Source organism: Bradyrhizobium sp. LA6.1, assembly GCF_040547805.1.
GTDB classification, from domain to species: Bacteria; Pseudomonadota; Alphaproteobacteria; order Rhizobiales; family Xanthobacteraceae; genus Bradyrhizobium; species Bradyrhizobium barranii.
Genome location: NZ_JBEPQK010000007.1, coordinates 321,062 through 338,619, shown reverse-complemented (window position 1 = coordinate 338,619; position 17,558 = coordinate 321,062). Strand labels below are relative to the sequence as shown.

17 protein-coding genes are annotated in these 17,558 nt (G+C 65.2%); 7 read left to right on the top strand and 10 right to left on the bottom strand.

What is annotated here, in order from left to right:
* Positions 1 to 159: 159 nt before the first annotated feature.
* A complete protein-coding gene (locus tag ABIB99_RS20680) occupies positions 160 to 1,803 on the top strand; it encodes a S53 family peptidase (RefSeq protein ID WP_354177351.1) in 1,644 nt (547 codons plus the stop codon).
* A gap of 173 nt (positions 1,804 to 1,976) precedes the next feature.
* Here the strand turns inward: ABIB99_RS20680 and nikR are convergent, their stop codons facing one another.
* Together nikR and ABIB99_RS20670 are read right to left on the bottom strand one after the other, a co-directional pair.
* Positions 1,977 to 2,423 carry a nickel-responsive transcriptional regulator NikR gene (gene nikR, locus ABIB99_RS20675; protein WP_166347220.1) on the bottom strand — a complete coding sequence of 149 codons (447 nt, stop codon included), beginning with the start codon at positions 2,421 to 2,423 and terminating at the stop codon, positions 1,977 to 1,979.
* Positions 2,424 to 2,480: 57 nt separating this feature from the next.
* The gene (locus ABIB99_RS20670; RefSeq protein ID WP_354177350.1) at positions 2,481 to 4,946 is read right to left on the bottom strand and encodes a heavy metal translocating P-type ATPase; all 2,466 of its coding nucleotides are present in this window, start codon (positions 4,944 to 4,946) and stop codon (positions 2,481 to 2,483) included.
* Positions 4,947 to 4,996: 50 nt separating this feature from the next.
* Here ABIB99_RS20670 and ABIB99_RS20665 point away from each other — a divergent pair, with 50 nt between their 5' ends.
* A complete protein-coding gene (locus ABIB99_RS20665) occupies positions 4,997 to 5,272 on the top strand; it encodes a metal-sensitive transcriptional regulator (protein WP_007598521.1) in 276 nt (91 codons plus the stop codon).
* A 157-nt stretch (positions 5,273 to 5,429) separates the two neighbouring features.
* Here the strand turns inward: ABIB99_RS20665 and ABIB99_RS20660 are convergent, their stop codons facing one another.
* The gene (locus ABIB99_RS20660; RefSeq protein ID WP_354177348.1) at positions 5,430 to 6,401 is read right to left on the bottom strand and encodes a YiiX/YebB-like N1pC/P60 family cysteine hydrolase; all 972 of its coding nucleotides are present in this window, start codon (positions 6,399 to 6,401) and stop codon (positions 5,430 to 5,432) included.
* Between the two features lie 192 nt (positions 6,402 to 6,593).
* On the opposite strand from ABIB99_RS20660, the gene ABIB99_RS20655 reads away from it, so the two are divergent.
* On the top strand, positions 6,594 to 7,982 hold the full coding sequence (locus tag ABIB99_RS20655) for a flavin monoamine oxidase family protein (RefSeq protein WP_354177346.1): 1,389 nt from the start codon (positions 6,594 to 6,596) through the stop codon (positions 7,980 to 7,982).
* Positions 7,983 to 8,160: 178 nt separating this feature from the next.
* On the opposite strand, the gene ABIB99_RS20650 is transcribed toward ABIB99_RS20655, so the two are convergent.
* From ABIB99_RS20650 to pheS, 3 genes are read right to left on the bottom strand one after another with little or no spacing between them, the layout of a single operon-like run.
* Positions 8,161 to 8,931, bottom strand: coding sequence for a sulfite exporter TauE/SafE family protein (locus tag ABIB99_RS20650; protein ID WP_354177345.1), 771 nt, complete (start codon positions 8,929 to 8,931; stop codon positions 8,161 to 8,163).
* Positions 8,928 to 11,336 carry a phenylalanine--tRNA ligase subunit beta gene (pheT, locus tag ABIB99_RS20645; RefSeq protein WP_354177343.1) on the bottom strand — a complete coding sequence of 803 codons (2,409 nt, stop codon included), beginning with the start codon at positions 11,334 to 11,336 and terminating at the stop codon, positions 8,928 to 8,930. Before pheT ends, ABIB99_RS20650 begins: the two co-directional genes overlap by 4 nt.
* Positions 11,333 to 12,415 (bottom strand): phenylalanine--tRNA ligase subunit alpha, encoded by a 1,083-nt coding sequence (gene pheS / locus ABIB99_RS20640; protein WP_038932708.1) that lies wholly within the window; start codon positions 12,413 to 12,415, stop codon positions 11,333 to 11,335. Before pheS ends, pheT begins: the two co-directional genes overlap by 4 nt.
* A 136-nt stretch (positions 12,416 to 12,551) precedes the next feature.
* Between pheS and ABIB99_RS20635 the strand changes: the two genes are divergently transcribed.
* On the top strand, positions 12,552 to 12,959 hold the full coding sequence (locus ABIB99_RS20635; RefSeq protein ID WP_028148823.1) for a hypothetical protein: 408 nt from the start codon (positions 12,552 to 12,554) through the stop codon (positions 12,957 to 12,959).
* Positions 12,960 to 12,985: 26 nt separating this feature from the next.
* Here ABIB99_RS20635 and rplT read toward each other — a convergent pair whose 3' ends face one another.
* Together rplT and rpmI are read right to left on the bottom strand one after the other, a co-directional pair.
* Entirely contained in the window at positions 12,986 to 13,345 is a 360-nt protein-coding gene (gene rplT, locus ABIB99_RS20630; RefSeq protein ID WP_014490867.1) for a 50S ribosomal protein L20, read from the bottom strand.
* Positions 13,346 to 13,433: 88 nt separating this feature from the next.
* Positions 13,434 to 13,634: a 50S ribosomal protein L35 gene (gene rpmI / locus ABIB99_RS20625; RefSeq protein ID WP_008539890.1), complete on the bottom strand. Its 201-nt coding sequence runs from the start codon at positions 13,632 to 13,634 to the stop codon at positions 13,434 to 13,436.
* A gap of 271 nt (positions 13,635 to 13,905) precedes the next feature.
* Between rpmI and ABIB99_RS20620 the strand changes: the two genes are divergently transcribed.
* Positions 13,906 to 14,310, top strand: a complete 405-nt coding sequence (locus tag ABIB99_RS20620; protein ID WP_085404991.1) for a hypothetical protein — start codon at positions 13,906 to 13,908, stop codon at positions 14,308 to 14,310.
* A 63-nt stretch (positions 14,311 to 14,373) separates the two neighbouring features.
* Here the strand turns inward: ABIB99_RS20620 and infC are convergent, their stop codons facing one another.
* A complete protein-coding gene (infC, locus tag ABIB99_RS20615) occupies positions 14,374 to 14,913 on the bottom strand; it encodes a translation initiation factor IF-3 (protein WP_071917037.1) in 540 nt (179 codons plus the stop codon).
* A 248-nt stretch (positions 14,914 to 15,161) separates the two neighbouring features.
* Between infC and ABIB99_RS20610 the strand changes: the two genes are divergently transcribed.
* Complete coding sequence (locus tag ABIB99_RS20610; RefSeq protein ID WP_354177340.1) at positions 15,162 to 15,962, top strand: alpha/beta hydrolase; 801 nt, start codon at positions 15,162 to 15,164, stop codon at positions 15,960 to 15,962.
* 150 nt (positions 15,963 to 16,112) lie between these two features.
* Positions 16,113 to 16,580 carry a nuclear transport factor 2 family protein gene (locus ABIB99_RS20605; RefSeq protein ID WP_014490871.1) on the top strand — a complete coding sequence of 156 codons (468 nt, stop codon included), beginning with the start codon at positions 16,113 to 16,115 and terminating at the stop codon, positions 16,578 to 16,580.
* 148 nt (positions 16,581 to 16,728) lie between these two features.
* Here ABIB99_RS20605 and ABIB99_RS20600 read toward each other — a convergent pair whose 3' ends face one another.
* On the bottom strand, positions 16,729 to 17,526 hold the full coding sequence (locus ABIB99_RS20600) for an acyl-CoA thioesterase domain-containing protein (protein ID WP_354177338.1): 798 nt from the start codon (positions 17,524 to 17,526) through the stop codon (positions 16,729 to 16,731).
* Positions 17,527 to 17,558: the final 32 nt, after the last annotated feature.

Genomic DNA, 17,558 nt, shown 5'->3' with positions numbered 1-17,558 from the left:
ACCGATTCCGTGCCGATCTGAGCCAGTCGGATGTTGCCCCTGCCAAACAAGAGGTTTTCTGAAAAAATATCGCTCAAATGCCTGAACCAATTTGGGTTTGAGATTACACCTATAGTTGAGGTGCGACAATCTGCCTTCCAATCACAAACGGAGGAAGTCATGGCAAGCTCGACCACGCGCGTGACGCTGGCGAACAGCGCACGGAAATTGCCGAAGGGGGCCAAGCTCGTCGGCGCGGCCGATCCCAAGCAGGAAATCGAGATCAGCGTTCGCCTGCGCGCGAAGCGTGCCGACGATGAGCAGGTGATGACGCTCGGCGCGCAACCGCCGCGCGAGCGGCAGTATCTCTCGCGTGCCGAGTTCGGCGCAGAGATGGGCGGGGACCCCGCCGACGTCGCCAAGATCGACGATTTCGCGCATCACCACGATCTCAACGTCAAGAGCGTGCATCTGGCGTCCCGCACCGTGAAGCTGACCGGGACGGTGAAGGCCATGAGCGCAGCCTTCGGCGTCAAGCTCAACAAGGTCAGATACGAGGGCGCGACCCATCGCATGCGTAAAGGTAGCGTGCAGATCCCGGCCGAGCTCGCAGGTATCGTGGTCGGCGTGCACGGCCTGGACAACCGGCCGGTGGCGCAACCTCACTTCCGCCGCAAGCTGCCGCAGAAGGGCGCAGCCGCACGCGCCGCGCAGGGCGGCAGCTTCTCGGTCGATCAGATCGCCCAGCTCTACAATTTCCCCGGCGGCGAGACCGGCGCCGGCCAGTGCATCGCCATCATCGAGCTCAACGACATCGACCAGAAGGGCCATCCCACGGGCGCCGGCTACAAAACGTCAGACCTGCGCACCTTCTTCAAGAAGGCGGGCATCCCGATGCCGAAGATCGCACCCGCGAGCGTCGACGGCGGCGCCAACAAGCCCGGCCATTCGGACGCCGACGGCGAGGTCGTGCTCGACATCGAGGTGGCCGGTGCGATCGCGCCCGGCGCCAGGATCGTGGTCTATTTCGCGCCCAACACCACCAACGGCTTCATCGATGCGGTCAAGGCCGCTGTCCACGACACCGCGCGAAAACCTTCGGTGATCTCGATCAGCTGGGGCGGGCCGGAAGACCAGGAAGGCTCGCAGCAATTCGTCGACGGCCTGAACGAGGCGATCCGCGACGCCGCCGCGATGGGCGTCACCGTCTGCGTTGCCTCCGGCGACAATGGTTCGGCTGACATGGGTGCGGACTGGGACGGCAAGCCACATGCAGATTTCCCGGCCTCGAGCCCGTTTGCACTCGCCTGCGGCGGCACCAATCTGAAGGCGCCGAACGGCCAGATCAACGAGGTGGTCTGGAACGGCGGGCCGCAGGGCGGCGCAGGCGGCGGCGGCGTCAGCGTCGTGTTCCCGCGGCCGCAATACCAGGCCCAGGCCCATGTGCCGAAATCACCGACGCATCACAACGGCCGCGGGGTGCCCGATGTTGCCGGCGATGCCGATCCTGCGACCGGCTACCAGATCTTCCTCAACGGCGTCGGCACCACCATCGGTGGCACAAGTGCCGTGGCGCCGCTGATGGCGGGGTTGATCGCCCGCATCAACGAGGCGACGACGAAGAAATTCGGCAAGACCGTCGGCTTCATCAACCCGCTGATCTACGCCGCGCACACGCAAGGTGTGTTCCGCGACATCACGGTCGGCAACAATGACATCACCGGCGATCTGCACGGCATGTACAAGGCCGGCCCCGGCTGGGACGCCTGCTCCGGCCTCGGCGTCCCCAACGGCGAAGCGCTGCAGAACTTGCTCTCGGCGTGAGCTTGTCTCTTCCTTCTCCCCATGTGGGAGAAGGTGGCGCGAAGCGCCGGATGAGGGGTATGCTTCCGCGAGTACAGAATTCGCGGAGAAATACCCCTCACCCGTCTCACCGCTGCGCGGTGAGCCACCCTCTCCCACAAGGGGAGAGGGTTAAGCGCGTGTGCGACTCGCTCCTACTCGTGCCGGTGCCCGTGCTTGCGCGCCTTCGCCTGCTTCCCTTCACCGGTCGGGATCATCACCACGCGGCCGTAGCGGACGCCGCGTTCGGCGATGATGTGGTCGGCGAAATGCCTGACCTCGCCGGCGTCGCCGCGCAGCGCCGTCATCTCCATGCAATTGTTGTCGTCGAGATGGACGTGCAGGGTGGCCAGCGCGAGCTCGTGGTGGCCGTGGAATTCCTGCACCAGGCGTTTCGAGAGATCGCGCGCGGCGTGGTCGTAGACGTAGACGAGGCCGGCGACGCAGGGGCCGGTCTGCGCGGTGTCCTCGGTGCTCTGTTGCAGGCCGGCGCGCGCGAGGTCGCGGATGATCTCGGAGCGGTTCTGGTAGCCGCGCGCTTCCGCCGCCGCGTCGATCTCCGCCAAAAGATCGTCCTCGATCGTGATCGTAATCCGCTGCATCAGGTCCTCTCCGCGCGTACCGCCGAATGGACCTGTTCTACACGGATTTCACGGCGCTCACAGCCGGGTCCCGCGCAGCCGCAGCGCATTCCCGACCACGCTCACCGAGGACAGCGCCATCGCCGCCGCGGCGATGATCGGGGACAGCAGGATGCCGAACGCCGGGTAGAGGATGCCGGCCGCGATCGGAATGCCGGCGGCGTTGTAGATGAAGGCGAAGAACAGGTTTTGCCGGATATTGCTCATGGTCGCCTGCGACAGTCTTCGCGCACGCACGATGCCGGTGAGATCACCGCCCAACAGGGTGACGCCGGCGCTCTCCATCGCCACGTCCGTGCCGGTGCCCATGGCGATGCCGACCTCGGCGGCCGCCAGTGCGGGCGCGTCGTTGACGCCGTCGCCCGCCATCGCGACGCTGCGCCCGGCCTTTTGCAGCTTCGTCACCACCGCGCTCTTCTGGTCGGGCAGAACCTCGGCCTCGACCTCGGCGATACCGAGCCGGCGCGCCACCGCTTCCGCCGTCGTGCGATTGTCGCCGGTCAGCATGATGACCTTGATGCCTTCATCGGCCAGCGCCCTCAGCGCTTCCGGGGTCGAGGCCTTGACCGGATCGGCGATCGCGAACAGGCCGGCCAGCTTGCCGTCGACGGCCATGTTGATCACGGTGGCACCGTCCTGGCGCATCCGTTCGGCCTCGGCATCGAGCGCCCTGGTGTCGATACCGATCGACCCCAGGTATCTTGCGTTGCCGAGCACGATGCTCCTGCCGTCGATTTTTCCGGTCGCGCCCTTGCCCGTCGGCGAGTCGAACTGTTCGACCTGAGCGAGGGTGAGTTGCTTCTCCTTCGCGGCGCGCACGATGGCGTCGGCGAGGGGATGCTCGCTGGCGCGCTCGACGCTGGCCGCAATACGGAGGATGTCGTCTTCCGCAAAGTCGGCAGCCGGAACGATCGCGACCACCTTCGGCTTGCCCTCGGTCAGCGTGCCGGTCTTGTCGACCACCAGCGTGTCGATCTTCTCCATCCGCTCCAGCGCCTCGGCGTTCTTGATCAGGACGCCCGCCTGCGCGCCGCGGCCGACGCCGACCATGATCGACATCGGAGTCGCCAGGCCGAGCGCACAGGGGCAGGCGATGATCAGCACGCTGACGGCGGCAACGAGGCCGAACGCCAGCCGCGGCTCCGGTCCGAACCAGGCCCAGGCGGCAAAGGCGGCGATGGCGACGGCGATCACGGTCGGCACGAACCAGCCAGCGACCTGGTCGGCCAGCCGCTGGATCGGCGCGCGCGAGCGCTGCGCGTCGGCGACCATCTGCACGATCTGCGACAGCAGCGTCTCGCGCCCGACCTTGTCGGCGCGCATGATGAAGCCGCCCGACTGGTTGAGCGTCCCGGCGATGACTTTCGCACCGGGCTCCTTGGTGACCGGCATGGATTCGCCGGTGACGAGGGATTCGTCGAGCGCGGAGCGTCCCTCGAGGATAATTCCGTCGACGGGCACCTTCTCGCCGGGACGGACTCGCAAATGGTCGCCGGCGTGGAGCGCATCGATCTCGACCTCGTGCTCGCCGCCATCGGCATCGACGCGGCGCGCGGTCTTCGGCGCAAGCTGCAACAGCGCCTTGATCGCACCCGACGTCGCGTCGCGGGCGCGCAGCTCCAGCACCTGCCCGAGCAGCACCAGCACGGTGATCACAGCGGCGGGCTCGAAATAGACGGCAACGGCGCCATCATGACTGCGGAAGGTCGTCGGGAAAATCTGCGGCGCGACAGTCGCGACGACGCTGTAGACATAGGCGACGCCTGTGCCCATCGCGATCAGCGTGAACATGTTGAGGTTGCGGGTGACCAGAGACTGCCAACCTCGGACGAAGAACGGCCAGCCGGCCCACAGCACGGCGGGCGTGGTGACGACGAGCTGGATCCAGTTCGACAGCGCCGGATCGATCCAGTCGTGAGGGCCGGCGAGATGGCCGCCCATCTCCAGCACCACCGCCGGCAGCGCCAGCGCGCCACCAATCCAGAACCGCCGCGTCATGTCGGCGAGCTCCGGATTGGGGCCGGTGTCCAGGCTCGCGACCTCCGGCTCCAGCGCCATGCCGCAGATCGGGCAGCTGCCGGGTCCGACCTGGCGGATCTCCGGATGCATCGGGCAGGTGTAGATCGTGCCCGCGGGCATCTCCGGTTCGGGCGCCTTCTCTTTGGCGAGATACTTTGCGGGATCGGCGGCGAATTTGGTGCGGCAGCCGGCCGAGCAGAAATGGAAGGTCTCGCCGTGATGTGGGTGGTGATGCTTCGAGGTCGCGGGATCGACCGTCATGCCGCAGACGGGATCGAGGACTTTTGTCGCGGCTGCGCCATGGTCATGCGCGTGATCGCCGTGCCCGCCGCAGCAGGAGGACGCCGCAGGCTTGTTGGCTGGCGGGGCGGCCTCGGGAGCAGCCTTGGGGGTGGCCTTGGCGGAACAGCCGCATCCGGACGGTGTTTCCGACGTGTGATGGTGCCCGTTTTCGGCGTCGTTCATTGCCATGCTCCGGCCTTGCAACATATACCCTAGGGGGGTATATAGAACGCATGCGCAAGGACATCAAGGCATCCGTCGGAAAACGTCTTGGCCGGATCGAGGGTCAGGTTCGCGGCCTCTCGAAGATGGTCGAGGAGGACCGCTACTGCATCGACATCGTGACGCAGATCTCGGCCGTGCGTGCCGCGCTGCGCCGGGTCGAGGAAGAGGTTCTGAAAGATCACGTCGCCCATTGCGTCGAGCACGCGATCGCGAGCGGCGACAAGGCCGATCAGCGCGAGAAGATCGCGGAGCTGATGGCGGTGATCGGGCGGGCGGAACGGTAGGCTCTCGCCATCGTCATTGCGAGGAGCGCAGCGACGAAGCAATCCAGATTGCCTCCGCCGAGGGACTCTGGATTGCTTCGCTACGCTCGCAATGACGGTGGAAAGAGCGGTGCAACGTCTCTCCCGGCCTTTGCCGGAACGACGGCAGGCGCGATGCTTACGCCGCCATCTCCTGCGCGCGTCCCCGCGCGCGGTACATCGCCAGTTCGTTCAGCAGCACAAAATGCTCGGAGCAGATGGCGCCCATCTCCGCGGGCTGCGCGCTCACTTCTTCAGCCGGAACTTCAGTCGGCGCTTCTTCGTCAACCGTCTCAGGAACGAGCGGCGGCGCACTGAGCGTTTCTGGAAACACACTGAATGTGCCCGCTACCTCCTCGAGCGGCTTCTGCTTGTCGGCCCAGTGCAGCGCGGTGTAGTCGAAGCCGTGCACGATGGTGGGTTTGACGACTTCGAAATAGGGCGAGATGTCGAAGTCGCGGGGCATGTAGAGCGAGGAATCGCGGATGTGCAGGATCTCGCGGCGGGCGGCGCGGCTGCCAGCCTTGGTGATCTTCGGCAGGATCGGATAGCGCACGGCGTCGAACGCCTGCGCGATCAGCGCCGAGCAGATGATTTTTGTCGGATCGCCCGAACCGATCGAGATCATGCGCCGCCGCCAGCGTTGCGGGATCGGCAACGGGAACAGGAAGCGCATCAGGTCGACGATGTTCTTGGTGTCATAGCCGAAGCCGATGCGGTTGATCGCATAGCGGCAGACCGTGGTGCGGTCCTCATAGGACAGCCCGACCGGGCGGCAGACACGGGTGTGATACGGGAAATATTTCGACAGCGGCGCCGAGGTGACGCCCTCGCCGATATTGGCCTCGATCAGCACATGCGGCTCGCCGTTGGGCTCCACGGCGCCCTCGACCGGACCGACATAGAGCGCGGCATGGGACCAGGTCGACTGCGTCAGATATTTGATGATGCCGGAGATGCGGTTGTTGCCCTCGACCAGCAGCACGTCGCCGGGCTCGATGACGCCGCGCAGGTGCTCCGGGTCGCTCGGCGTGAACGGCTCGTAGCCCGGCACCTCCTTCGAGAGGTACGCGGCAATCAACTTGCCGACTGAGTCCAGAACCGTCCCCATTTCAAACTCCCCCCACGGCCTTTTCCGGCCGTCTTTTTCCCTTCTCTATCATGGTCGAAACGTGTTGCAATTCGGTTCATCACTCTGTGAGATCAAGCACGATTGATTCACCATGATGGTTGCCGTGCAACACCAGATGCAGCAAGGTTCGCGGGCTGTTCCCGTTCGCCGCAAGTTCCCGGAAACCATGACATGACAATCACGCGCCGCAGCTTCCTATCGGCGTCGGCGGCCCTTGCCGCGATGCCGGTCCTGCGCGCGACTGCCGCACCCCTGCCGCGCGAGGCCGACATCGTCGTGATCGGCGCGGGGGCGGCCGGAATTGCCGCGGCGCGGCGCATCATGGCGGCCAACCGCAAGGTCGTGGTCGTGGAAGCGGCATCCCAGATCGGTGGCCGCTGTATCACGGACAGCACGACCTTCGACGTGGCGTTCGATCGCGGCGCGCGCTGGATGCACAATCCCGAGACCAATCCGATGATCCGGCTGGCGCGCAGTGCCGGGCTCGACGTGCTGCCGGCACCGACCGGCCAGAAGATGCGTATCGGCCGCCGCAATGCGCGCGCGGGCGAGACCGAACAGTTCCTGGCGGCGCTGGTGCGCGCCAACCGCGCCATCGACGAGGCCGGGCGCGGCAAGCTCGATACGGCCTGCGCCTCGGTGCTGCCGAAGGATCTCGGCGACTGGGCCGGTGCGGCCGAATTCGTGCTCGGTGCGAGCTTTGCGGGCAAAGACCTCAAGGAGCTGTCGGCGATCGACAAGGCGCGTGCGCAGGACCGCAACACCGCGATCGCCTGCCGCCAGGGCCTGGGGACCCTGATCACCAGGCTCGGCGAACAGGCGCCGGTGGCGCTGGCGACGCCGGTGAGCAGGATTGTCTGGAGCAATCGCGATGTCAGCGTGGAGACGCCATCCGGCAGGATCGCCGCACGCGCCGCCATCGTCACGGTCTCGACCAATGTGCTGACGTCGGGCGCGATCAAGTTCGGGCCTGATATTCCCAAGCGCACGCTCGATGCCGCGTCGAAGCTCACGCTCGGCAGCTACGATCGCGTCGTGCTGCAACTGCCGGGTAATCCGCTGGGGCTCTCGCGCGATGACATCCTCATCGAGCAGAGCAATTCGACGCGCACGGCGCTGATGCTCGCCAATATCGGCGGCTCCTCACTGTGTTCGATCGATGTCGGCGGCTCGTTCGGCCGCGATCTCTCCGAGCAGGGCGAGAAGGCGATGGTCGCCTTCGCCAGGGAATGGATCACGAAGCTGTTCGGCAGCGAGGCTGCGGCCGCCGTGCAGAAGACCACCGCGACGCGCTGGAACGCCTCGCCTTTCGTGATGGGCGCGATGTCGGCGTCCTCGCCCGGCGGGCAGCTCTCGCGAAAGATACTGACCGAGCCGATCGGCAACCTGTTCCTCGCCGGCGAAGCCACGCACGAGACGCTGTGGGGCACCGTCGACGGCGCCTGGGAAAGCGGTGAGCGCGCGGCGGATGCGGCCTTGCGCAAGATCGGCGCGCTCAAGGACGAGTCGGCCGACGTGCCGACGCAGTCGACGAAGAAGCGCCGCGGGCCGCGACAATAGGGCAATTAAGTCGCCAAACACTCCGCTGTCGTCCCTGCGAACGCAGGGACCCATAACCACAGGGAGTGGTTTGGCGAAAGCTAGCAGTTAGGGGTCCTTGGTCGGTACTGCCACCTGCGCTTATCGACAAATCACGCGGTATGGGTCCCTGCTTTCGCAGGGACGACAGCGGAGATTGTTACCGCAGAATCCCGTCCAGCACCGGCAGCCCCGCGATCACCGCCATCGCGATCAGAACGTAGCAAATCGCGCGAAACACTTTTTCGCTGGCGCGGCCGAACAGCGACGCACCGAACGCGACGCCTATCGCATAGACCGGGCCGACGATCAGCGAAAGCACCAGCGATTCGCGTGAGATCAGGCCGGTCGTCGCGTAGCTGACCATCGAGAAGAAATCCGACGCGCCGAAGAACAGCACGATATTGGCGCGCGCGACGGTCGGCGCGATGGGGCGGCCGAGCCAGTAGCCGACGATCGGCGGGCCGCCGGTCTGCGCCAGACCGCTACAGAAGCCCGAGAGGCCGCCGATGCCGACCGAGAGCCAGGCGTGGTCCTTGCCGCGATAGCGCCAGCCGGACAGCAGCAGCAGCAACAGCGCGGCGACGAAGCAGGAGATGATCCAGCGCGTCGTGACGGGCTCGAGCACGCTGAGGAAATAGGTGCCCACCGGCACGCCGACCAGCGCGCCCAGCACGATTACCGCAGTGGCCTTGCGGTCCGCCTTCCGCCACGCGTCGGGCAGCAGCGGCAGGGCCGCGACGAAATCGATCACGAGGAGCAGCGCGGCAACGAGACGCGGCGCCGCGATGCTGCTCGCCAGCGGCATGAAGATCAGCGCCGAGCCGAAGCCGGAGAACCCGCGCGCGGTGCCCGAAACGAAAGCGACGGCGCAGAGCGCCATCGCAATGGTGAGGCTGACGTCCTTCGGAAGAACATCCGCAAGGGTCATCCGCGCAAGACGCCGCCGGTCTTCTTCGTGACTTCCGCCACGATCTTCCCGGCGACGGCCTCGATCTCCTGATCGGTCAGCGTCTTCTCGCGCGGCTGGATCGTCACGGCGATCGCAATCGACTTCTTGCCGTCATCGATGCCCTTGCCCTCGTAGACGTCGAAGACATTCACGCCGGTGATCAGCTTCTTGTCGACGCCTTGGGCGGCGCGAACGATGTCGCCGGCCTTGACCGTGCGGTCGACAATGAAGGCGAAATCGCGCGACACAGGCTGGAAGGCCGACAGCTCGATCAGGGGCTTGGCGCGGGTCGGCTTCTTCTTCGCCTCGGGGATGCGGTCGAGGATCACCTCGAACACCATCAGCGGGCCGTCGGCGCCGAGCGCCTCGAGCGCGCGGGGATGCATCTCGCCGAAATAGCCGAGCACGTTCTGCGGGCCGATCTGGATCGTGCCCGAGCGACCCGGATGCAGCCAGGTTGGTCCGCCGGCAACGATCTGCAGCGCCTGCATCGGTGCACCGGCAACGGCAAGCACCGCGAGCGCGTCGGCCTTGGCGTCGAACAGTTCGGCCTGCGCCGAACCCGACCAATGCCGTCCCAGACCTTCGGACGAAGCAAAGCCGCGGCGCACGCCGCTGGCCGCCATGAACTGATCCTGCGGGCGGTCGCCTTTGAACAGCTGGCCGACCTCGAACAGCGCGACATCGCCGAAGCCGCGATCGGCGTTGGACTGCGCCGCTGCGATCAGGCCCGCCAACAGGGTCGGCCGCATGTCGGAGAGATCCGAGGCGATCGGGTTGGCGACTTCGAGCTCGCGCTGGCCGCCGCCGAACAGGGTTGCCGCAGACTTCGTGATGAAGGACCAGGTCACCGCTTCGATGATGCCGCGGCTCGCGAGTGCGCGCCTGGCGCGGCGGGTGCGGAGCTGCAGCGGCGTCAGCACCGGCTTGCGCGCGTCCTCGCCGCGCTCGAACGGCGTCATCGGCACCTTGTCGACGCCGTAGATGCGCACGATCTCCTCGACGATGTCGGCCTTGCCATGCACATCGGTGCGCCACGAGGGCACCGCGACCTTCACCACCGGACCCGGGCCGGCCATCATGAAGCCGAGATGGGTCAGGATGCGCTTCATCTCCGGCTGCGGCACCTCGATGCCGGACAGCCGCTTGACCTCAGTAACAGGAAAATCGATCACGCGGTCGTCGCCGAAAGCCTTGCCGACCACGACGTTCTCCGACGGCGCGCCGTCGCACATCTCCATCACGAGCTTGGTCGCGAGCTCCAGCCCCGGCACCATGAAGGCCGGATCAACGCCGCGCTCGAAGCGGTAGCGCGCGTCCGAATTGATGCCGAGCTTGCGGCCGGTCTGGGCGATGTTGATCTCGTTCCACAGCGCCGATTCGATCAGCACGTCGGTGGTGTTCTCGTCGCAGCCCGAGGCTTCGCCGCCCATGATGCCGGCGAGCGATTCGACGCCGTGTCCGTCCGCGATCACGCAGATGGCGGGATCGAGATTGTAGGTGCGGCCGTCGAGCGCCAGCAGCGTCTCGCCGTCGCGGGCGCGGCGCACCACGAGATTGCCCTTCACCTTCTTGGCGTCGAACACGTGCAGCGGGCGAGCGCGGTCGTAGGTCATGAAGTTGGTGATGTCGACCAGCGCATTGATCGGCCGCAGCCCGATCGCGGTCAGCCGCTTCTGCAGCCATTCCGGCGACGGCCCGTTCTTCACCCCGCGCACGAGGCGCAGCGCGAAACCCGGACACAGCGTGGCGTCCTCGACCGTGACCTTCACGGGGCACGGGAATTCGCCTTTGATCGGCTTGATCGTGGGGTCCTTGAACTTGCCCATGTCCGCGGCGGCGAGATCGCGCGCAATGCCGTGCACGCCGGTGCAGTCCTGCCGGTTCGGCGTCAGATTGATCTCGACCACGGGATCGCCGAGACCCGCCCATGCGGCGTATGCCGCGCCGATCGGCGCATCCGCCGCCAATTCCATGATGCCGTCATGGTCGTTGGAGATCTGGAGTTCGGCCGCCGAGCACAGCATGCCGCGGCTCTCGACGCCGCGGATGGTGCCGACACCGAGCGTGATGTCCTTGCCGGGAATGTAGGTCCCCGGCGGCGAGAACACGCTGACCAGGCCCGTGCGCGCATTCGGCGCGCCGCACACGACCTGCACCGGTGCGCCACCATCGCCGGTATCGACCATGCAGACGCGCAGGCGATCCGCATTCGGATGCTGCTCGGCCGAGATCACCTTCGCGATGGTGAACGGCTTCAGCGCCTTCGCCTTGTCCTCGATGTTCTCGACCTCGAGCCCGATCATGGTCAGCTTGTCGGCGAGCTTTTCCAGGGGCTCGTCGGTGTCGAGATGATCCTTCAGCCAGGAGAGGGTGAATTTCACGAGCTCAGTCCTCCCGCAAGCGTCGGCACTTCGAGCGGCTTGAAGCCGTAATGGGACAGCCAGCGGACGTCGCTGTCGAACAGCTGGCGCAAATCGGCGATGCCGTATTTCAGCATGGCGATGCGGTCGATGCCCATGCCCCAGGCAAAGCCCTGGTACTCGTCGGGATCGATGCCGCAGGCGCGCAGCACGTTCGGATGCACCATGCCGCAGCCGAGAATCTCGAGCCAGTCCTCGCCCTCGCCGAAGCGGATCTCGCCCTTGTCGCGGCGGCACTGGATGTCGACTTCCAGCGACGGCTCGGTGAACGGGAAGAACGACGGCCGGAAGCGCATGTTGATGTGGTCGACCTCGAAGAACGCCTTGCAGAACTCGTGCAGGATCCATTTGAGGTGGCCGAGATGCGAGTGCTTGTCGATGACGAGGCCTTCGACCTGGTGGAATTGCGGTGTGTGGGTCGCGTCCGAATCGATGCGGTAGGTGCGGCCCGGGCAAATCACGCGGATCGGCGGCTTCTGGCTCAGCATGGTGCGCACCTGCACCGGCGAGGTGTGGGTTCGCAGCAGCATGCGCGAGCCGTCCTCCTTCGGATGGAAGAAGAAGGTGTCGTGCATCTCGCGGGCGGGATGGCCTTCCGGGAAATTCAGCTTGGTGAAGTTGTAGTCGTCGGTCTCGATGTCGGGGCCTTCCGCGACCGAGAATCCCATGTCGGCGAAGATTGTCGTCAACTCGTCCCAGACCTGGCTCAGCGGATGGATGCGGCCGGCTTCAGTCGGCGCATCGCGCAGCGGCAGGGTGACGTCGATGGTCTCGGATGCGAGCCGCGCATCGAGCGCCGCCGACTTCAGCACGTCGCGCCGCGCGGCGAGGGCCTGGGTGACCTCGTCCTTGGCCTGGTTGATCGCGGCGCCTTGCGTCTTGCGCTCGTCCGGCGACATCTTGCCGAGCGTTGCAAGCAAGGCCGAGATCGAGCCCTTCTTGCCGAGGGAGGCAACGCGGACGGCTTCGAGGGCGGCTTCGTCCCCGGCAGCACTGATCTGCGCGAGGATGGATTGGACGAGACTGGCGAGGTCGGACACGGTCGGATCCTTTCAAAACGCTGCCGGTTGTGGCCGCAGCCGGGCCGGAACGTCAAGCCGTATAGCCGTCGTAAATGCAGGGCATTTGAACCCTATAGGCATGGCTGGCACCAACCTGAAGTCGAGGGAGAAGACGATGCGTTTACGATCCTGGGTGGTCGGCTTGAGCTTGGTTCTTTTGGGGAGCGCGGCTCACGCCGCGGAGGAATGCCCGGCCAAATCGACGTCGATGGATGACATCATCGCGGTCCTGAACGCGGCGCCGAGCTGCGACCGTGCCATGACGCTGTTCGATGCTTGCGCATACGGCGCCAGCGGCGACGTGCAATTCGGCGAAGCAGTCGAGAAGAAGTGCGAGGCCGATTTTGTCGGCCGGCTGAGAACGCCGCAGAAGCTCAGCTATCAGCGCGAGTTGCGGGTCTGCGACCGGAAGTACCGGAACAAGTCCGGCACCATGTATATCTCGGCCACGGCCTTCTGCCGGGCGGAGGTCGCCCAGCGTTACTCGCGACGCGCGCTGAAGGCCGGCGGAGCCGGCCGTTAGTGCTGGGCTTGCGCTGAAGCAGCCGCTTAGGCGGCCAGCGCAGCCTTGGCCTTCTCGGCGATCGCCTGGAACGACGCAGGCTCGTGGATCGCGAGATCCGACAGCACCTTGCGGTCCACGGTGATGCCCGACTTGGCGAGACCGTCGATAAATCGGCTGTAGGTCAGGCCGAACGGACGCACAGCGGCGTTGAGACGCTGGATCCAGAGCGCGCGGAAAGTCCGCTTCTTGCGCTTGCGATCACGGAACGCGTACTGCTGGGCCTTTTCCACGGCCGGCTTGGCGGCGCGGATGGTGTTCTTGCGGCGGCCGTAGAAACCCTTGGCGGCCTTGTAGACTTTCTTGTGCTTGGCGTGGGCGGTCACACCGCGTTTGACGCGAGACATGACAAAATCCTTCAGAGATGACTTGGTTTTCGGATCGCCGCGCGAGCGCGGCGGAGGTGGCAATGATCTTCGACGATCTTGGACGCGATCAGGCGTTCGGCAAGAAGTACTTCTTGACGTTGTCGCCGTCGGTCTTGAACAGCACGCGAGTGCCGCGCAGCTGACGGATCTGCTTCTTCGTCCGCTTGATCATGCCGTGACGCTTGCCGCGCTGGGCGTGCATCACTTTGCCGGTAGCAGTCACCTTGAAGCGCTTTTTAGCGCCCGATTTGGTCTTCAGCTTGGGCATTTGGCTCTCCTAATGGCCACAGAAATCCGCCCGCGAAGGCGGCTGGCCGTCAAAAATGCTCGTTAGAGCGTTGATTGTGCTCAGGTTTTACGAACAAGCGCGAAACCCGCACGGACACCGCCACGGCAGCCCTTAATCAGCCGGGCGATGAAGGCTGGGCTTATGACAGAGGACAAGCCAAATGGCAACGCTGAACCGCCGAAACCTGCCCGGCGACTATTCGGAGTTACCACCCATATGTCCAAGCCATGTCGCCTGGAGCAAGACCAAAATGGCCCATTTTCCCCGATCGCTTTCGTCCTTGACGGACCTCGCCCGCCCGCGCCGCCTGGCGCTGCTTGCCGTGCTGGCCACGGCCATGCTGCCCTCGACCGCCGACGCCCGTATCGGCAGCTATGACGGCATCTGGAATGTCACTTTCGCCACCACGCGGGGCAATTGCAGTTCCGGCTACAGCGTCCCCTTCACCGTCACCGGCGGCCGGGTGTCATCCGCCGGCGGCGGCCGGGTCTCCGGCACGGTTCGTCGCGGCGGCGCCGTCGCGGTCCAGGTCTCGGTCGGCGCGTCCCACGCCAGTGGAGGCGGCCGGCTCGGCGGCGTGGCCGGTGCAGGCTCCTGGAACGGCATCATTTCCGGCGACCGCTGCAGCGGCATCTGGCATGCGACCCGGTCCTGATACACAAACGGCCCGCCGGAAATCCGGACGGGCCGTTGAACTCTCAGTCCTGAAAAACGGACGTCAGCGCGGCGCCAGCACCATGACGACCTGACGGCCCTCGAACCTGGCGTCCTGCTCGACCTTGGCGAGCTCGGCGACATCGTTCTTGATCTTGTCCAGAAGCTTGGTGCCGATCTCCTGGTGCGCCATTTCGCGGCCGCGATAGCGCAACGTGATCTTGACCTTGTCGCCCTCTTCGAAGAACCGCTGCATCGCGCGCATCTTCACGTCGTAATCGTGGTCGTCGATCATCGGGCGGAGCTTGATCTCCTTGATCTCGACGATCTTCTGCCGCTTGCGGGCTTCGGCGGCCTTTTTCTGGGCGGAATACTTGTACTTCCCGTAGTCCATGATCTTGCAGACGGGAGGGCTGACATTCGGCGAAATCTCGACCAGATCCATGCCAGCTTCCTGGGCCATGCGGATGGCCATGACGGTTTCGACCGTGCCCTTGTTGTCACCGGTCTGATCAATCAGCTGGATTTGCGCATTGCGAATATCATCATTGATGCGCGGCCCGTCTTTGCTGGCAACGGGCGGGGCTTTATTGGGACGGCGAATGGGTGGTTCTCCAAAATTGTGAAAGAGGCGGCTAGTCTGAAGGAAGATGCGTTTGCGGGCAAGCAAGTCGCGTGCGGGAGGCGAAAAAGCCTCAAATGCGAGGCATTTTGGTCACGCCCATGGGCACGCTGCAGGACATAGACACCTTGCTTCTGTTCCGCAAGCGTCCCAAAGGGCAATAGCGATGCTGGGCTGGGCCTCGGAACGCATCCAGACAGCTCAAACCGAACAACCAGAGTAAACGTTCCATGAGCAATGCAATTCCCGAAGCCGTGCTCGGCTTCATCAATGTGGGCGAGGGCCCGTCCGCACGCAGGATCGCGGTGCGCAGCCGCGCAGGCCAAGAATCTGGTCGCGGGCCCGGACTGGTCTGGCTCGGCGGGTTCAAGTCGGACATGCAGGGCAGCAAGGCCGTGGCGCTGGATGCCTGGGCCGCGGACCATGGCCGCGCCGCGGTCCGGTTCGATTACTCCGGCCATGGCGAATCCGGCGGCGATTTCGCCGATGGAACCATCGGAAGCTGGCTCGAGGACAGCGTGGCGGTGTTCGAGCGGTTCTGCGACGGCCCGCAGGTTCTGATCGGTTCCTCCATGGGCGGCTGGATGGCGCTGCTGCTCGCGCGCGAGATCAGGAAGCGGGCCAGTAAAGCGTCGCTTGCGGGCCTGGTGCTGATCGCTCCGGCGCCCGACTTCACCGAGGAGCTGATGTGGAAGAATTTTTCGCCCGCGGTGAAGAAAGAAATCGAGACCAAGGGCTTCTGGCTGCGGCCGTCGGACTATGGCGATGGCTCGCCCTATCCGATCACGCGGAATCTGATCGAGGAAGGCCGCAATCATTTGCTGCTCGGCAGCGCCATCGATCTCGGCTGTCCCGTCCGCATCCTCCAGGGCGCGCAGGATCCGGATGTGCCCTGGCAGCACGCCTTCGCGCTGACGCATCGCCTGCCCGCCGACGACGTGGTGCTCACCATGATCCAGGACGGCGATCACCGCCTCTCCCGTCCGCAAGATATCGCCCGCATTCTTGCCGCGGTGGCCGAGATCGGGTGAGACTGCCGCCCAACATTCGGTGTCATCGCCCGACTTGATCGGGCGATCCAGTATTCCAGAGGCCATCGTGCTTTAGCCGAGAAGCCGCGGCGTACTGGATGCCCCGGTCAAGCCGGGGCATGACGAAGAGCGAGAATGGGAGAAATGCCAATGACCGCCACTGCCATGCTACGCACCTTTTGCGACGCCGTCGAACAGCGTAACGGAAAAGCCTTCGCGGATCTCTTCACCGAGGACGGCGTCTATCACGACGTCTTCTACGGCGCCTTCGAAGGCCGCGAAAAGATCGCAGCGATGGTCGACGACTGGTTCTATCGCACGGCGACCGATTTCCGCTGGGACATGCATGATCCCGTCACCGACGGCACCACGCTCTATGCGCGCTACACCTTCAGCTATCGCTCGACCTTGGCCGAAGCGAACGGCGCGCGGGCGATGTTCGAGGGCGTCGCGATCATGACGCTACGCGACGGCAGGATCGTGAGCTATCACGAGGTCGCCAACACCGCGCCGGCGTTCGTCGATCTGAAGTTTGCGCCGGAACGGATTGCGAAGATCGTCGGCAAGCAGGGCGCCGAGCTGAAAGCGCGGCCGGAGATGAAGCGGCATCTGGCGTAGGCGCGCCGCTCTCTCTCCTTTCGTCATTCCGGGGCGCGCCACATGGCGCGAGCTATGGTGCGCAATTGCGCACCTGAGAATCCATACTCCCGATCGTGGTTATGGATTCCGGGCTCGCGCTACGCGCGCCCCGGAATGACAGTAACGACTACCGCTTCGACGGATTCGCCATCGGCTTGCGCTGCGCCAGTGCTGCGACCGTGGCGGTGCCGATCGGGCCTTGCTCGTCGTAGAGCCAGCATTCGCCGATCGCGACACCGTCGGTGGCCTGGTGATTGACCACGTCGAAGCCGATCCAGTTCGTCACCGGCAGCCGGTGCAGATAGATCGTCACGTCGCTGTTGATGTAGCCGAGCCCCTTGTCGCCGGCGTTGGCAAAGGGGCTGGCGAAATCCGCGCCGACAGCGACATGCACGAACGGCGTCATCGGCACGCCGGCCACGAGCTCGCGCACCTCGCTCATCCAGAGCCGGCGCGGACCGAGCGAGCCCATATGGCCGACGATCGGCCGCGTCGTCCATTTGCCGTTCATGCCGAGCCTGGGATCGGTGGGCTTGGGAATGTCATCCGGCTTCGGCACATCCCAGTTCGGCGGCGACCAGACGTTGCCGTCCGGATTCTGCGTTTTGCGCAGCAGCTGGCACGAGGCACGCGCCATGCTGACGCCGCCGGAGACAAATTCGGCCTCGACCACGCGAATGCGTAGTCCGTCGCGCACCAGCCGCGTCGTTACCTCGATCGGCTTGTCGATGGTCGGCAGCCGAAACATGTCGACCGTGAGCCGCGCCGGGACGAATTCCGGGCCGGAATGACGCTCCTCGATGGCGAAGCCGAGCAGGCCGACGATGACGCGTCCGTGCAGCGATTTCGGATCCCAGGGACCGTTGGCCACTTCCGTCGGATGGAATGTATCGCCGTTGCGGGTGAAGAAAGGCATGTTTGTCATGACGCGCGACTTTGAGGAAAGCTGCGGGGAAA

What these genes read in the sequence shown, in the direction of transcription:
- ABIB99_RS20680 (WP_354177351.1), top strand. Translation starts at nt 160, where the DNA reads ATGGCAAGCTCGACCACGCGCGTGACGCTGGCGAACAGCGCACGGAAA.
- nikR (WP_166347220.1), bottom strand. Translation starts at nt 2,423, where the DNA reads ATGCAGCGGATTACGATCACGATCGAGGACGATCTTTTGGCGGAGATC.
- ABIB99_RS20670 (WP_354177350.1), bottom strand. Translation starts at nt 4,946, where the DNA reads ATGAACGACGCCGAAAACGGGCACCATCACACGTCGGAAACACCGTCC.
- ABIB99_RS20665 (WP_007598521.1), top strand. Translation starts at nt 4,997, where the DNA reads ATGCGCAAGGACATCAAGGCATCCGTCGGAAAACGTCTTGGCCGGATC.
- ABIB99_RS20660 (WP_354177348.1), bottom strand. Translation starts at nt 6,401, where the DNA reads ATGGGGACGGTTCTGGACTCAGTCGGCAAGTTGATTGCCGCGTACCTC.
- ABIB99_RS20655 (WP_354177346.1), top strand. Translation starts at nt 6,594, where the DNA reads ATGACAATCACGCGCCGCAGCTTCCTATCGGCGTCGGCGGCCCTTGCC.
- ABIB99_RS20650 (WP_354177345.1), bottom strand. Translation starts at nt 8,931, where the DNA reads ATGACCCTTGCGGATGTTCTTCCGAAGGACGTCAGCCTCACCATTGCG.
- ABIB99_RS20635 (WP_028148823.1), top strand. Translation starts at nt 12,552, where the DNA reads ATGCGTTTACGATCCTGGGTGGTCGGCTTGAGCTTGGTTCTTTTGGGG.
- rplT (WP_014490867.1), bottom strand. Translation starts at nt 13,345, where the DNA reads ATGTCTCGCGTCAAACGCGGTGTGACCGCCCACGCCAAGCACAAGAAA.
- rpmI (WP_008539890.1), bottom strand. Translation starts at nt 13,634, where the DNA reads ATGCCCAAGCTGAAGACCAAATCGGGCGCTAAAAAGCGCTTCAAGGTG.
- ABIB99_RS20620 (WP_085404991.1), top strand. Translation starts at nt 13,906, where the DNA reads ATGGCCCATTTTCCCCGATCGCTTTCGTCCTTGACGGACCTCGCCCGC.
- ABIB99_RS20610 (WP_354177340.1), top strand. Translation starts at nt 15,162, where the DNA reads ATGAGCAATGCAATTCCCGAAGCCGTGCTCGGCTTCATCAATGTGGGC.
- ABIB99_RS20605 (WP_014490871.1), top strand. Translation starts at nt 16,113, where the DNA reads ATGACCGCCACTGCCATGCTACGCACCTTTTGCGACGCCGTCGAACAG.
- ABIB99_RS20600 (WP_354177338.1), bottom strand. Translation starts at nt 17,526, where the DNA reads ATGACAAACATGCCTTTCTTCACCCGCAACGGCGATACATTCCATCCG.